Source organism: Butyrivibrio fibrisolvens (assembly GCF_023206215.1).
GTDB classification, from domain to species: Bacteria; Bacillota; Clostridia; order Lachnospirales; family Lachnospiraceae; genus Butyrivibrio; species Butyrivibrio fibrisolvens_C.
The window spans coordinates 3,941,897-3,957,514 of record NZ_CP065800.1 but is presented as its reverse complement, the minus strand read 5'-3'; the positions used below and the strand labels follow the sequence as shown (position 1 = coordinate 3,957,514).

At 40.2% G+C, this 15,618-nt stretch carries 13 protein-coding genes; 12 read left to right on the top strand and 1 reads right to left on the bottom strand.

Annotated elements, in window-relative coordinates:
* Window positions 1–20 precede the first annotated feature (20 nt).
* From I7804_RS16605 to I7804_RS16560, 10 genes are all read left to right on the top strand, one after another.
* Window positions 21–290: a helix-turn-helix domain-containing protein gene (locus I7804_RS16605; RefSeq protein WP_248404228.1), complete on the top strand. Its 270-nt coding sequence runs from the start codon at window positions 21–23 to the stop codon at window positions 288–290.
* Window positions 291–434: 144 nt separating this feature from the next.
* On the top strand, window positions 435–863 hold the full coding sequence (tnpA, locus tag I7804_RS16600; RefSeq protein WP_034490426.1) for an IS200/IS605 family transposase: 429 nt from the start codon (window positions 435–437) through the stop codon (window positions 861–863).
* 20 nt (window positions 864–883) lie between these two features.
* Entirely contained in the window at window positions 884–2,224 is a 1,341-nt protein-coding gene (locus I7804_RS16595) for an IS200/IS605 family accessory protein TnpB-related protein (protein WP_248404227.1), read from the top strand.
* 159 nt (window positions 2,225–2,383) lie between these two features.
* Window positions 2,384–2,941: a flavodoxin family protein gene (locus I7804_RS16590; protein ID WP_248404226.1), complete on the top strand. Its 558-nt coding sequence runs from the start codon at window positions 2,384–2,386 to the stop codon at window positions 2,939–2,941.
* A 52-nt stretch (window positions 2,942–2,993) separates the two neighbouring features.
* Entirely contained in the window at window positions 2,994–3,236 is a 243-nt protein-coding gene (locus I7804_RS16585; RefSeq protein WP_248404225.1) for an AbrB/MazE/SpoVT family DNA-binding domain-containing protein, read from the top strand.
* Window positions 3,236–3,541, top strand: coding sequence for a type II toxin-antitoxin system PemK/MazF family toxin (locus tag I7804_RS16580; RefSeq protein WP_248404224.1), 306 nt, complete (start codon window positions 3,236–3,238; stop codon window positions 3,539–3,541). Before I7804_RS16585 ends, I7804_RS16580 begins: the two co-directional genes overlap by 1 nt.
* 432 nt (window positions 3,542–3,973) lie before the next feature.
* Complete coding sequence (locus I7804_RS16575; RefSeq protein WP_051212981.1) at window positions 3,974–4,432, top strand: NUDIX domain-containing protein; 459 nt, start codon at window positions 3,974–3,976, stop codon at window positions 4,430–4,432.
* 275 nt (window positions 4,433–4,707) lie between these two features.
* Window positions 4,708–5,481, top strand: coding sequence for a CPBP family intramembrane glutamic endopeptidase (locus tag I7804_RS16570; RefSeq protein WP_248404223.1), 774 nt, complete (start codon window positions 4,708–4,710; stop codon window positions 5,479–5,481).
* 125 nt (window positions 5,482–5,606) lie between these two features.
* Entirely contained in the window at window positions 5,607–5,972 is a 366-nt protein-coding gene (locus I7804_RS16565; protein WP_248404222.1) for an Imm1 family immunity protein, read from the top strand.
* Window positions 5,973–6,208: 236 nt separating this feature from the next.
* Window positions 6,209–6,859: a class I SAM-dependent methyltransferase gene (locus tag I7804_RS16560; RefSeq protein WP_248404221.1), complete on the top strand. Its 651-nt coding sequence runs from the start codon at window positions 6,209–6,211 to the stop codon at window positions 6,857–6,859.
* A gap of 97 nt (window positions 6,860–6,956) precedes the next feature.
* Here I7804_RS16560 and I7804_RS16555 read toward each other — a convergent pair whose 3' ends face one another.
* Window positions 6,957–7,961 carry a DUF3048 domain-containing protein gene (locus I7804_RS16555; protein ID WP_022754602.1) on the bottom strand — a complete coding sequence of 335 codons (1,005 nt, stop codon included), beginning with the start codon at window positions 7,959–7,961 and terminating at the stop codon, window positions 6,957–6,959.
* Window positions 7,962–8,105: 144 nt separating this feature from the next.
* Between I7804_RS16555 and I7804_RS16550 the strand changes: the two genes are divergently transcribed.
* Window positions 8,106–11,657 carry a PD-(D/E)XK nuclease family protein gene (locus I7804_RS16550; protein ID WP_248404220.1) on the top strand — a complete coding sequence of 1,184 codons (3,552 nt, stop codon included), beginning with the start codon at window positions 8,106–8,108 and terminating at the stop codon, window positions 11,655–11,657.
* Window positions 11,644–15,615, top strand: coding sequence for a helicase-exonuclease AddAB subunit AddA (gene addA, locus I7804_RS16545; RefSeq protein ID WP_248404219.1), 3,972 nt, complete (start codon window positions 11,644–11,646; stop codon window positions 15,613–15,615). The genes I7804_RS16550 and addA overlap by 14 nt, the downstream gene beginning before the upstream one ends.
* Window positions 15,616–15,618: the final 3 nt, after the last annotated feature.

Genomic DNA, 15,618 nt, shown 5'->3' with positions numbered 1-15,618 from the left:
GGAAGAAAGTAAGGGGCGATATGGATCTGAATTCTTTTGCTAAATTGATATCGGATAAGCGAAAAGCTTTAGGGTTATCGATGACCGATGTTTCTGAAAAAACAGGTATTAATATCGAGGCTTTGGAAAAGTATGAAAAAGGTATACAAAAACCCACGGCAGGTGATATTAAAAGTCTGGGGAAGGCTCTTGGTATCCCACCTGTTATACTTATGCATGGCCCAGGAATGGTGCATTCTAGTGGCTTCGATGAGAATGGACATAGAACGTCAAAATTGACTGAGTTTTAATATGACTATACTTTTAGAATAGTTGGAGATTTAGATGTGGTTATAAATATTTTTTGAAAATTGCGGCGGCGCATTCTCGTGACTTTAGTCGTGAGTTAGCCGTCGCACCTTTTATTTTATCAGAGCATATGGTATAATGTATTCATGGACAAAATAATATATACTACTAATATATCTAATCTTACATATGGTAGAGGATATGTTTATTCTTTGCAGTATCACATAGTATGGTGTACCAAGTTTAGAAAAAAGGTTCTTTTGGACGGGATAGATAACGAGATCAAAGATTATCTTAACGATCTTGCAAAGGAATATTCTTTTTCAATCATGGCCATGGAAGTTATGCCAGATCATATTCATATTCTTGTCGATTGCAAACCGCAGTTTTTCCCATCAGATATGATCAAGATATTAAAAGGAAATACCGCACGATGGTTGTTTATGAAACATCCTGAGTTAAAGAAACAGTTATGGGGCGGACATCTTTGGAATCCGTCCTATTGTATTGTTACGGCCAGTGACAGAAGCTATGATCAGGTGAAGCAGTACATAGATTCACAGAAAACGCGTTAAAAGAAAGGAGGTTCTGCGATATGAAGATCATGTCAACTTATTCAGTAAAGATAAAAGAATACAATCATATATTTAAAGACACGATCAGACTCTATCGCAGAGCTGTAGACTTTTATATTGATGTCATCCTTAATGAATGGGACAGCTTTTTGTTATGCCCCAATCAGAATAAGGTTGTGAGTCTTGCTGAAAGCTATAGCGTAACATCAAAGAAAAGACCTGTCGTAAAGTATGATTTTGGTATGGATTTTTATAAATTTCCATCATACTTAAGAAGGGCAGCCATTGCGGAAGGCTATGGGAAAGTCTGTTCATATAAGTCAAATCTAAAAAACTGGGAGATCCTTGATCCTCGTCAAAGAGGAGAGGCACCATCATTACCAAAGTCAGGATACATATATCCAGCCATGTATAAAGGGAATACATTTAACAGACTTGATGAACTTCATGCAAAGCTTAAGGTCTTTTATAACAATACCTGGGACTGGATCACGGTAGCACTCCGTAAGACAGATGTAGACTATATCATGAAACACTGCTTTTTGAGAAAAGAATGTGTGCCGACATTGCAAAAGCGTGGCAAGCAGTGGTTTCTTGATTTTGCATTTGAGGAAAAAGTAAAACTTAGTGATACAGACATCTTTGATCAGACAATACTATCTGTAGACCTTGGAATAAATAATGCCTGTACATGCTCAGTAATGCGTGCGGATGGCACGGTCCTTGGAAGACGGTTCCTTCGTCTTCCAAGAGAATACGACTCTCTAAAGCGTAAGACTGATCGCATCAAAATGGCACAGCGTCATGGTTCACAAAAAGTCTCCAAACTCTGGAGGCTTGCTCGTGGTGTCAATGATGACATAGCAGTCAAGACAGTAAAGTTCATTGTTGATACAGCAGTAGAATATAAGGCAGATACAATAGTTTTTGAGCATCTGGATCTTAATGGACGTAAACGGGGATCAAAGAAGATGAGACTTCATATGTGGAAAGCCCGCTATGTACAGTCGATGGTAACTGACAAGGCACACAGACTTGGCATGCGAATATCAAGGGTGAACGCATGGGGAACATCAAGACTTGCATTCGATGGCTCAGGAAAAGTATTACGAGGAAAAGAATCATCTAAAACAAAAGGTAATTACAGTCTGTGTGAGTTCAGCACAGGAAAGATATATAACTGTGATCTGAATGCAACCTACAATATAGGAGCAAGATATTTTATACGTGAGATAATAAAGACCTTTTCGGCGACGAAAAGGCAGCGGCTTTTGGCTAAAGTTCCAGAGGCCGTGTATAGGAGCACATGCACGTTGTCTACGTTGATTAGTCTGGATGCAGAACTTCACGCTGAGGCGTGATGTTTCGGTGCCAGACCGTATATGTAGTCAATGAGTTCATACCTCAGATAAACGGGTATGGAAGCACGCGACTTTAGTGTGAGGCTTCACTGAGATAAGAGAACGGCTTTAATAAAGCTGCAGACAGAATAACTTACTAAACAAATAAAGGAGTTAAAGTTGAAAACGTTGATCCTAAATGGATCTCCGCGTGTTTCAGGAGATACAGTAAGCTTAATAAATTTAATCACATCAGGATTAAAAGGCGATACTAAAATAGTAAATGCTTATTATTGTGATATTTCTCCTTGTATAGATTGCCGTCATTGTTGGAAAAATAGTGGATGCACAATAAATGATGAAATGCAGGATGTATATAAGTATATAGAGGAATGCGATAATGTCATTATTGCCTCACCCATCTATTTTTCTGAATTGACAGGTAAATTACTTGATATAGGAAGTAGGTTACAGACTTATTTTTGCGGAGAGTATTTTCGTAAGGAAGAACTGAGCATCAAACCTAAAAAGGGCGCTGTAGTTTTGGTAGGTGGTGGTGACGGAAAAATAGAAAAGGCATATGAGACGGCTTGCACTCTTTTACACCACATGAAATGCTTTGATATTCATAATGTGGTGTACATCCATAACACTAATTTGGTTCCTGCATTGGATGACGAACAAGCTGTTAAAGGAATCAATGATATAATCGCATTTTTGAATAGCGCTGGCGAATAAATTGTTTTTTGCCTTAAGGATATACAATGTATATACAAAGGAGGTATTGCATATGCAAGCTCAAATAAAAACATGGGGCAATAGTCAGGGAATTAGAATACCGAAAGAAGTACTTCAAGAAGCTGCATTTTCAGTTGATGATATCCTTGATGTAAAGGTATCTAACGGTATGATTATGCTTGTCAAACCATTTAGACATAAATCATTAGAAGAGCGTGCTGCTAAATATGGTGGGAAGCTCCATTTGAATGGCGAATTTGACTGGGGTGAACCGGTAGGAAGAGAGTTTTGGTAATGAAGGAAGAGTTACATCAGGGAGATATACTTAGGATTGAGCATATCAAGAAGCCGGTTCTTGTTGTAAGTAAGGATTTTTTTAATCAGTCATATGAGATAATTGGTTGTCCTATTTTCGAAAAAGGAGAAGCAGGGCCACTTCACATATATATCAAGACAGATGATGTTGAAGGATATGTGCATTGTGAAAAAATGGCACTTCTTGATATGAACATTAGAGGATATTTAAAGATAGATAGGATACATTATCCTGACATAATAAATATAACAGATGCTATTCAAGGAATCTTTGACTGCGTTTAAGAACAAAACAAAAAGGAATGCATTTGGGGCAGCGTATGATTCAAATTACGGATTGTACGCTACTTTTTATATGTATATAATAATCCGTAGACTTGAAATTACTAGACTAGACACACCTTGTCCGGTGCTATAATACGGCATTTCTCGCTTTACATCTTTATATGTTACTGGTTTATTGGAAAAGATAGTCAAACATAAGAAGCGTTTTGCAATAATTGCACCTGCTCTTGGCATTAAAGTGCAATTATTGCATCATAAATATGAATCGAATTTGAACACAGTCTTTGTAAAAATTCGATTATCGATATGATTTCCTTTTAGGAGAGGATATTACAGCTTAATAGTCGATCATGGTCTCTTTGGGACAGGGGAGTGGTAAATTATATTCAAAGTCACCTGCCCATTGTTAATCGTATTTGTGGGGATGGCATTATGGTTAAATTTACATGGTTCAAAGATTCTGTTCCTAAACAGTTACCAGTAAAACAAGTCTATGGAATAGCATTTTCAGCTGACAATCGAGTCGTTTTGAGAATTGAGGATGGGAAATACAAATTGACTGGTGGAAAGCCTGAAAATACAGAATCCTTTGAAGAGACATTGAAACGGGAATATATTGAAGAATTAAATATTGAATTGGAAGATATCCATTACCTCGGGTATTTATTGGTGGAGGAAAACTCAGATAAGTATGCTCAGGTAAGAATGATAGCGAAGATAAAAGATATTTATGATAGCCATGTTGATCCGGCTACAGGAAAAATTTATGGGAGAGAGCTGGTAGCAGTTAATGGGATTAAAGATCATCTAAACTATTCTGATCATGCAGGTAATGAGATGATTGATGATGCTATACAACTTGCCAAGGACAAAGATCTCTTGAGATATTGAAGATGCAGCGGAATGCTTGATAGGTGGCATCCCTTATGCAGGATTCGGATAATACTGAAATTTTGGCATATTATTCACATAAATGTACCTGTTATTCATAATTTATTGATGAACCCACAGCTTGAAGGTATAAAGGATACATGGAGGCAGAAAATTGAAGCTCTTTGTACGGGAAAATCAAAATCTAGCAGAAACGGAAGTGGAAATAAGGTGTAAGGAGAGGACAGACCGTATGAACGATGTTCTTTTGGAATTTCGAAAGGAGCAGAAGTGGGATGAAGAATGGTATAGCTGTGTTAAGAGTTTCTTTGGGACTTGCAGTGTGGTTTTTGATCACAATAGCGTTTTCAAGAATTTTGGTTCATAAGCTTCCTGAGGGAATACCGGATATTGTAATACTGATTTTGAGCAGTATGATCGCTCCTTATACTTTGGGACTTGCCGGATTCCTGGCGGTTGCAGGTAGGATGGAAAAGGTAATGCCTAAGGCTGAAATCCCTGTAACTAGCGCATTACTACTAAAAAGCCTGATAATTCAGCTTGGACTGTCTATACCGGTTATTACGGTCATTAACATCATTATCAGAATGCTTGGCGGAAACGTTGGCAGCAGTATGTCTGCAGATCTCTTTGGAAAGAACTGGTTGTTCTATGCAGCTTTGCTTTTGGTGTTCAATCCGATTTTCGAAGAACTTCTTTTTAGAAAAATGATTCTTGAAAGGCTTCTGATACTTGGCAAAAAAGAAGCCATCATTATCTCAGCAATCCTTTTTGCAATTCCACATGCTATATCCCAAGGTATTCCTCAGATGTTTGGAACTTTCATTGTCGCTCTGGTTTGGGGATATATCAGGATAAAGACCGGAAGACTCTGGCCATGCATGGTTCTACATAGCTTGTTTAACCTGTTCTGTGGATATATTGTTTCGGCTTTATCTGGTACGCCAGCAGGGGCAGTAGTAATAATGTTAACTTTTATGTTATGTCTTCCTGCGCTATCAGTGTTTTTGCTGGTCAGGAGCAGATCAGTTTCTAATAGGTGCATTTGAGAAACTTGTTTGTTATATATGTACAAACAAGTTTGGTGTAGCTACATTGTAAAAGAACATAGGCATGCATATAAGCGATACGATAAAAATAGATTCAGATTTTATGATAGGTGTATAGAAGAGGCATGGGATTAATAAGCACTAATAATGGAGATTACGCTTTTGAAAATGTAGATGAAGCAATTGATATAGTAAAATCCAAATTACTAGATAAAAATGATATTTGGATCAGCCTTGATGATAAGTATCCTTGCCTGGTTGTCTGGATATTCGGAGAGTATGCTGCTTTAAATTTTTATCAGGATGAAGCAGGAGAAATGTGGCTGTCCTATAACGCTGACAACCATGAAGAAGTGAGCTTTATGGCTGGCGGAGAAGAGTGGAGCCCCGAAGCGACAGCTATTGTAAGTGCGGATGATGCATATGCCTGCATTCGCACATTTCTTGAAGCAGGCAGCAGACCGGATTGTATACGATGGCAGGAACTGTAGAGGCGCTTTTTTGCATGAGTGCTGAGAAATTACAATAATAAGGTTACAAGATCAAGATGAAAGATTTATTGTTTTATAACGAATACGAAAAGTTCTATGAAATGGCTAATGAATCTAAGGCATTCAAGAATTGAGGATTAAAATGACACCTAGTGAAATGATCTTCAGAAGATACTCGATATTGAAAGCATTAAGCAAAATTCAATGTAGGGAGATTACAGGGGAGAATATATCAAATGCTTGAAAAGATGGATGATTTCTTCACCGCTCGCGTTAATGGATATGACGAGCATATGAAGAACAATATTGAAGGGGCAGATTCATTTTATAAGTATACAGCATCGCTTTTACCAAAAGAGAAAAATGCTAATGTCCTGGATTTAGGATGTGGCACAGGCCTTGAATTAGAAGAATTCTTTTCCATAAATCCTTCTTCTAAAGTTACAGGAATTGACCTGACTAAGGCAATGCTGGATTCGCTTAAGACTAAGTTTCCGGATAAAGACATTACTACTATCTGTGGATCTTATTTCGAGGTTTCGTTTGGTGCAGATATATTTGATGCAGCTGTTTCGGTAGAATCGCTACATCATTTTACAAAAGAGGAAAAAATACCATTATATACAAAGCTCAGAAAATCGCTTAAACCTGACGGTTACTTTATACTTACGGATTACTTTGCTGATCTTGATGAGCAGGAAGTATGTTTCAGACAAGAACTCTTAAGAATACGACAAGAGCAGAATCTGCCTGATGATGTATTCTATCATTACGATACGCCATTAACCGTTGAACATGAAAAGGAAGCTCTTCTTGCTGCCGGATTCACACAGGTTGAGGAGTTATGTAGCTGGAAAGCAACACATACCTTAAGAGCGATAAAATGAAATGTAGTTGTAATGTTGCGTAATGTTGATGTAATGTTGTATCAAAAAGGGGATCATATCCGCAGATATGATCCCCATACTTTTAATATATAGATAATTATTTGATTCCAACCTGACCCCAAGCATCAGATGGAACAAGTGCTATATAAGTCTTTCCTGGATTAACTACAAGCTCAGCACCATCTAATGTGTAGAATTTTGTAGCTCCTGTATAAGATGTCTTAAGCCATGTTACAGGGATTACCATACCGCCTGTGAGGTAGTAGCCTACATTGGTTCCGATGCAGTTATATACCATATATCCGTTCTTATCAAGAAGTGTGAAGTCGCAGTCCTGAAGGAATACATTGGTGAATGTAACCTGCTGCTTGTCATCACCGTCTACTACAGGACTTCCGAATTCATAATAGTCATATGTACCTGTTGCAGCGTTGTATACGAACTGTGTTGAATTGTGTGGAAATGGTACAGATACGTTTGTAGCAACAGCTACTCCTGCATCATCTGCAAGTGAGTTGGCACCAAATGTATAGTGCTGTCCTTCATATGCGGTATAAGCTGATGGATATCCGGCCTTGGCCATTCTGGAAGCAGCTTCACCGGCTGTGCAGTATTCTGTGAATTCTCTTGGCTTACCGTTAGGTATTCTTGAAAATCCGCCTGATAAGTGGTTAAGACCTGTTGCATCAAAATATGGATAGATATAGAATGGACCGCCATCATGAATAAGAACTGCATTGTACTCAGCAGCCAGCATGATATTGGTAGGTCTTGTAGAGCGGATGTTACCGATCCTTGATACAGAGTTGTAATCCTTATAGACAGCCATAAGACGTGTTACACGGTTGTTGTGAGTTGAGTTGATCATCTCATATACAACATCAGCTTCTGACAGACCATAATGAGGATTGGCCCTCTTATCATTGTCGATCATGACAGCTATAGGACGCTGATTTTCAGGCGCTGTTGTAGCAAGTCCTGTAAGTTCATTGATGCCGGCCTGAGCATTAACAGTAGCAGCATTAGTAAGTGCTCCTATTGCAAGAACAGCACTAAGAGCAGATACAGACACTGCCTGCAATAACTTCTTTTTAGAAATCATTAATTATATTCCTCCTTGATACCCCTTTTTTAGAATTTGGATAAAATAATTATAGCTAAAAGTGTGCTATAGTAAAAGTATTAATGAATAGAGATATTGGATTTTGAGGGATGTTACAAAATTTTTTACATCCCGGAGGGACATATGCTTAGATTTTGCTTTGGAGCTTCAGGCTCAGGTAAGAGCCACAGACTATATGAAGAGATCATAGATCGTAGTACCAAAGATACTGACAGGAACTACCTTATCATAGTGCCTGACCAGTTCACCATGCAGACGCAGATGGACATCGTCAGGATGCATCCCGATCAGGGCATCATGAATATTGACGTCTTATCTTTTGGACGACTATCCCACAGAATATTTGAAGAGACAGGAAGGCGCACAGAAGCTGTCCTTGATGATGTAGGTAAGTCTCTTATCTTAAGGCATGTTGCTGATCTTAATAAGGACGAACTTCCTGTTATTGGCTCTCATATGCACAGAGCAGGATATATAGACGAAGTCAAGTCTACAATATCAGAGCTGATGCAGTATGATGTAGGGCCTGATCAGATGAAGATATTGATTGACAATTGCCAGTCAAGAAGAGCTCTTAAGAGTAAACTCTCTGATCTACAGCTGCTATATCAAAAGTTTCAGGAATATACAGAAGGTAAATACGTTACTCCCGAAGAGACTCTCTCATTTTTGTGTAAGAGACTTGCCGCTTCTAACCTTGTCAAAGACAGCGTTATCGTATTTGACGGCTTTACGGGATTTACTCCTATTCAGTACAGGGTCATAGAAGAGCTGCTTACATGTGCTAGCGAAGTTATCGTATCACTTGAGATGGATGATGAGTCAGATCCTTACAAAGATAATATAAGCGAGCAGGAGCTCTTTTACCTGAGTAAGAAAACTGTCCAGAGTCTTCTTAAGTGTGAGTGGAGATGTCTTCAAAGACTTGATCCTATGGGAACGCCTGATTATGACAGGTGGAAGGGATACAGGGATCTTCACAACGACGATATAGTCCTTAAGGGGACTAATTACAGGCTCAAAGGCAATGCGCCTATGGCATTTCTTGAGCAGAATCTGTTCAGATACAGAGCATCTTCTTATGATGGTGATAGTGCTGATGTTTCAGATAGTATAGTTATAGCTCAGTGTGACAGTCCTTCTGAAGAGGTGCGACAGGCTCTTATCTTCATAAGCCGCATGATCAGGAAGGATCCTGAGCTGTTCTACCGCGATTTTGCGATAGTCTGTGGTGATCTGTCTACTTATGGTGAGAAGATCAAAAGAGATGCTGATACTTTTGGTATACCTGTTTATATTGATGAGACCAGAGGTATTAAGCTCAATCCCTTTATAGAATACATCCGCAGCGCCCTTGATATAGTCAGAACCGATTACAGCTATGAGACGGTCTTTCATTTCATGCGAAGCGGTATGATGGATTTTGATGATGACAAGATAGACCTTCTTGAGAACTATGTCAGATCTCTTGGCATAAGGGGGCATAAAGCCTGGGAAGATATATTCACAAGGCGCCCTAGAAGCCGCAGGAAGGCTGATGCTAAGGACGATGAGAGGATGGTCTTGTTCCTGGATGAGATGAATCGCATGAGACAGGAACTTGTAGATATGATAAGTCCTATCATGGACAATCATAAAAAGACTGTGCTGGAACTGTCTAAGGGTCTATATGAATTTATACAAAAAGGTAATGCAGGTGCCAAGCTTTTAAGATATGCAGAGCGTTTTGCCATAGAGGGTGATGGTGTCAAGGCTGATGAGTACAGCCAGATATATGGCAAGATCATGGAACTTCTGGATCAGGTTGCCCTTCTTCTTGGAGATGAGAAGATATCATTAAAAGAATATATGGAGATCCTGGATGCTGGATTTGGAGAGATAGAGGTTGGTACTATCCCGCAGAATGTTGATACTGTAAGAGTCGGAGATATAGAGAGAAGCCGTCTTTCTAATATCAAGTATCTACTTTTTCTGGGAGTCAATGATACCAATATTCCTAAGCATGCATCAGAAGGCGGTATATTGTCGGATATAGACAGGCAGTTCCTTATGACAAGCGTTCCGGATATAGAGCTTGCGCCGTCTCCAAGGCAGCAGATGTATATCCAGAGGCTCTATCTGTATATGAATCTGACTAAGCCTTCAAAGCTTCTGTATATGTCATATGCAGGGATATCTGCAGATGGTAAGAGCCTTAATCCTGCATATATCATAGGCAAGATCAGGGCTTTGTTCCCGGATCTTAAAGTCAGAATGCCAGGCACGGATCCTATAGAGAGACAGCTCCTTAATATGAATGATGCCAGGACCTATATCTGTATGAAGGCCAGAGAGTATGCAGATGGCAATATGAAGGAGGATGAGGAGAAGAAGTTCCTGACACTCTATGATATTTTGAATAAAGATGATCCCGCCGCTGCTAAGAGGGTTCATGAAGCGGCCTTTTTAAGATATACCAATTCGCCTCTGCCCAAGGCACTTGCATCTGCTCTTTATGGCAATTATCTTGAGAATTCTGTCAGCAGACTTGAAGTATTTGCATCCTGCTGCTACGAGCATTTTGTTAAGTACGGACTTATGCTTGATGAAAGAAGTGAATATGATTTTGACAATGCAGACCTTGGTAATGTCTTCCACAGCGTTCTGGAACTTTTTTCCTTGAGGCTTGAAGAAAAGGGCATAGAATGGACCAAGTTTACAGATGAGCAGGGGCAGGAGATCCTGTCGGAGGTCATACAGGAAGTTACAGGCGAGTATGGCGAGAATGTCCTGTATTCATCTGCTCGTAATGTTGCTGCTATTGATCGTATGTATCGTATCCTGCTTAGAAGCGTCAAGACACTTCGCTATCAGCTGCAAAAAGGAGATTTTAAGCCTGAGAAGTTCGAGCTGGACTTCAAGGAAGCCGGTAATATAGACGAGATCAATATAGCTCTGACTCCTGAAGAAGAGACCAGGATCAGGCAGAAGATGCAGCTGCATGGCCGCATAGACCGTATGGATATTGCAACTGATGAAGATGACAATATATATATCAAGATCATAGATTTTAAATCAGGCAATAAGTCTTTTGACATAGCTTCTGTGTATTATGGACTGCAGTTACAGCTTGTAGTCTACATGAACGTGGCTATGGCTATGGAGCGTCACGATAACCCTGACAAGGAAGTCGTACCTGCTGCGATATTGTACTATCATGTGGCAGATCCTCTGGTGGATGCCAAGGATACAGACAATGATCCTGAGAGGATCAATCAGAAGATCATCAAAGAGCTCAAAGCATCAGGTGTTATCAATGCTGACAAGAAGGTCATAGATCTTCTTGATAAGTCTATAGCACAAGGCGCTACGGAATCAGATATCCTGCATGTAAAGCTCAAAAAAGACGGATCTTTCTATGCATCATCGCAGGTAATGGAAAATGATTCATACATGGCGGTATCGTCCTATGTAAGGCACAAGATAAGGGAGTATGGCCGCAGAATCCTGGACGGAGATATAGAGGTCAATCCTTATAGTCTTGGCAATAAGAATGCATGCACCTATTGCAATTTCAGGTCTATATGCGGTTTTGATGTATCAACGCCCGGATATCAGCTCAGGGAGCTATCTAAGTTATCTGAGGATGAAGTTATGACACTTATCAAAGATGAGGGACAACATGGCAGAAGTTAAGTTTACAAGTGAACAGCAGTCGGTCATAGACGCAAGGAATTGTAATATTCTGGTATCTGCTGCGGCAGGATCAGGTAAGACAGCTGTTCTTGTTGAGAGAATAATACAACTAATAACGAATGGGGAGGATGGCAAAGAACCTCTTGATATAGATCATCTTCTGGTGGTTACATTCACTAGAGCTGCGGCAGCTTCTATGAAGGATAAGATAACTGCAGCTATAGCCAAAAGGCTCCTTGAAAGTCCTGACGATGCCCATCTTCAGAAGCAGGAGACACTTATTCATAATGCGCAGATCACTACGATAGACTCTTTTTGCCAGTATATTATAAGGAATAATTTTAATGATATTGGTATAGATCCATCCTACAGGGTTGCAGATGAAGGTGAGATCAAACTCCTCGAAGAGAGTGTTATGAAGGACCTGCTTGAAGCCAAATACGAAGAAGCTGACGAAGATTTTATGTATACAGCTGAGTATTTTTCAGAAGGATCAGGGGATAAAGGTCTTGAGCAGCAGCTGCTGCGCCTGTATCACTATTCTATTAGTATGCCATGGCCGGTTGACTGGCTTAGAGACAGGAGTCATGACTATGATATAGATGAAGAGACTTTCGATACCAAGGACTGGGTCACAGAGTACATAGAATCTGTAAGGACAGATCTATACGAGCTTGCTGCTAGTATCCAAAGGGGCATAATTATCTGCAATCAGCCGGATGGCCCGTATATGTATGAAGAGCTTCTTGAATCTGAGAAGGATATGATACAGAATGCTGCGCAGCGTATGGATTATGAATCACTTCGAAATGCCCTGAATACTATGTCCTTTGCAACCCTTCCTCGCAAAAAGGATGACAGCGTATCTCCTGATAAAAGAGATATGGTCAAAAAGATAAGAGATGATGTCAAAAAAAGCATTAAGGCTTTTAAAGAAAAATATTTTGCTCAGGACAAAGAGACGATAATCGCTGCAAGTATGCTGGCATCACGCGCTCTTAAAGGCTTATCTGAACTTGCGATAGATTTTAAACAGGCTCTTGATGACAAAAAGCGTGAACAAAATATCATCGACTTTGGCGATATGGAGCATTTTGCTCTGAATATCCTTATAGACCATGATCCCGAGACCAGGAAGAATAAGCCTACAGATGTGGCAATGCAGTATGCTGAGTTCTACAGGGAGATCCTGATAGATGAGTACCAGGACAGTAACTCTGTTCAGGAACTGATACTATCAGCTATAGCAGGAAGTACCGAAGATACCTATGACAGATTTATGGTAGGTGATGTCAAGCAGAGTATCTACAAGTTCCGTCTTGCAAGACCTGAGATCTTTATGGATAAGCTCAGGACTTACGATAAGTCAGATACAGCGTCTCTTAGGCGTATAGATCTTCACAGGAATTTTAGAAGTAGGCGTAGGGTCCTTGATTTTGTCAATTATATATTCAGAAGGATAATGGGGGCTGACCTTGGCAAGGTTTCTTATGACGAGGATGCTATGCTCATAACAGGTGCTTCGTATCCTGATGATCCTAGCGAGGAAGATTTTTTTGCTCCGGAGATAATACTGCTTCAGGATGATGATGCTAGTACTGGCTCTGATAGCGAGTCAGGTGAAGATAGCGCACCGGAAGATGAGGATGGGCCTGATATATGGGGACTTGAAGATGAACCTATAAGGCCCGGACAGAAGCTTAACCCAAGACAAAAGGAAGCTATGGTAATAGCCGGAAGGATCAAAGAACTGATCAAAGACGGCTATGTATCTGATGGAAACGGCGGCTTTAGAAGTATTCATTATAGCGATATAGTGATCCTATTAAGAGCAACCCTTGGATGGGATGATACTTTTAGAAAGATTTTAGAGTCAGAAGGTATACCTGCATATATTGAGTCAAGAACAGGATATTTTGCAGCGATAGAAGTTGCGACACTGCTGAACTACCTGCGCATTATTGACAATCCTCTTCAGGATATACCTCTTGCATCTGTGATGCATTCTGCGATCGGAAGATTCACTGATGAAGATCTTGCCCGTATCAAAGCCTTTGTATGCGGCGACCTTAGAAAAAAGGAAGAAGAGATCCCTGATAAGTTCTATGAGCATCTTGTGTATATAGAGAAGTTTTCAGGACTTATATGTGATACAGGGCTTAGCGAAGATGACGGATGTGAAGATGATACTGAAAAAAGACAGGACACAGGATCAGAAAATACAGTACCGGATGAGATTAAAGAACTGGCGATAAGAGTTCATGCATTTCTTGATGCTCTAAGAGACCTAAGGCGCAGGGCTGTATATATGCCTGTTCATGAACTTCTTGAATTTATAATAGATTCTACCGGGTATCTTAACTATGTTACAGCTATGCCGGGAGGTATCAGAAGGCGTGCCAATATCGAGATGCTGCTTACAAGAGCAACCTCTTTTGAAAATACCAGCTTCAAGGGCCTTTTTAACTTCATACGTTATATAGAGGAACTCGAGAAGTATGAGGTGGATTTTGGCGAAGCCAATGTCATAGATGAAAATGCCGATGTAGTGCGCATCATGAGTATTCATAAGAGTAAAGGTCTGGAATTCCCTGTAGTATTCGTATCAGGTACTTCCAAAGGCTTTAATAAACAGGATACCAATGCGCCTGTACTTCTTGAAGAGGACGTAGGTATAGGCCTTAATGCAGTAGATCTGGATCTAAGAGTCAAGTCCGTAACTCCAAGGCGTATCATGATAGCTGACAGGATGAAAAAAGACAGCCTTGGCGAAGAGTTAAGAGTTTTGTATGTAGCACTTACAAGAGCCAAGGAGAAGCTTATAATAACAGGCCAGATAGGTAAAATGGATACGTTCATACAAAATGAGCAGTATCTGGCTTTTAGTAAAGGACCTAAAGATCAGGAACAGCTCCTTCCCTATTCTGCAAGGAATAAAGCCGGAGATTATCTGACCCTTATCCTTCGCTCTATGATAGGACATCCTGCGATGAAGGAAGTCGCAGATGCTCTTGGCGTAGACGTAAGCCTTATAGGATATGACAAGATAGCTGTTACGGACTCAGAGAACTGCAATACCGCAATTGAGGCAGCAGGCATAACTCCTCCTGCCAAGATAAAACTTGTGTATTCCGGTGATCTAAACTCTATGGTGCTCAAAGACCAGGTTGATAGTGTGATACGTAGGGAGAAACTTGAAGGCGGCATAACACCTCTTGATATAGATCAGGATCTTGGCAAGGCACTTGCAGATAACTTTGCTTTTGAATATGGTCACAAGGAATATGCTTCGCTATATACCAAGACAACAGTATCTGAACTAAAAAGAGCTGCTTATACCGAAGCTCTAGAGCCTGATACCAGGATCATAAGATCAGATGAAGAAGAATATGTCCCAAGATTCATCAAAGGTTTCGATGACGAAGATAAGCTGTCGGGAGCAGGAAGAGGAACAGCTTACCATAGAGTTATGGAACTTCTGGATGATGAGATACTGGCCAAAGATGACATTACTGCAGCGGACATTCTTGATTTTCTAAAACGTAAAGAGTCAGAAGGAAGAATGGACGAGCCGTCAGTAAAGAGCATCTATGCCAAAGATATCGTGGCATTCCTTGATACAGAACTTGGAAAGAGATTCAGGCAGGCTTCTATCAGGGGAGACCTATACAGAGAGCGTCAGTTCATGATGGGAATCCCGGCAACAGAAGTATCTAAAGATCTTCCTGATGGCGAGATCATGCTGATACAGGGTGTTATCGATGCATGGTTTGTAGAAGGAGATGAGATAGTGCTTGTAGATTACAAGACTGATCGTGTAAAGGAGGCATCTGAACTTCTATCAAGGTACAAGGTCCAGATAGATTACTACACAAGAGCTCTTGAAAGGATGACCCATAAGAAGGTCAGGGAGCGGTACCTGTACTCCTTTGCACTTAGCGAAAGCGTAGTCATATGATTG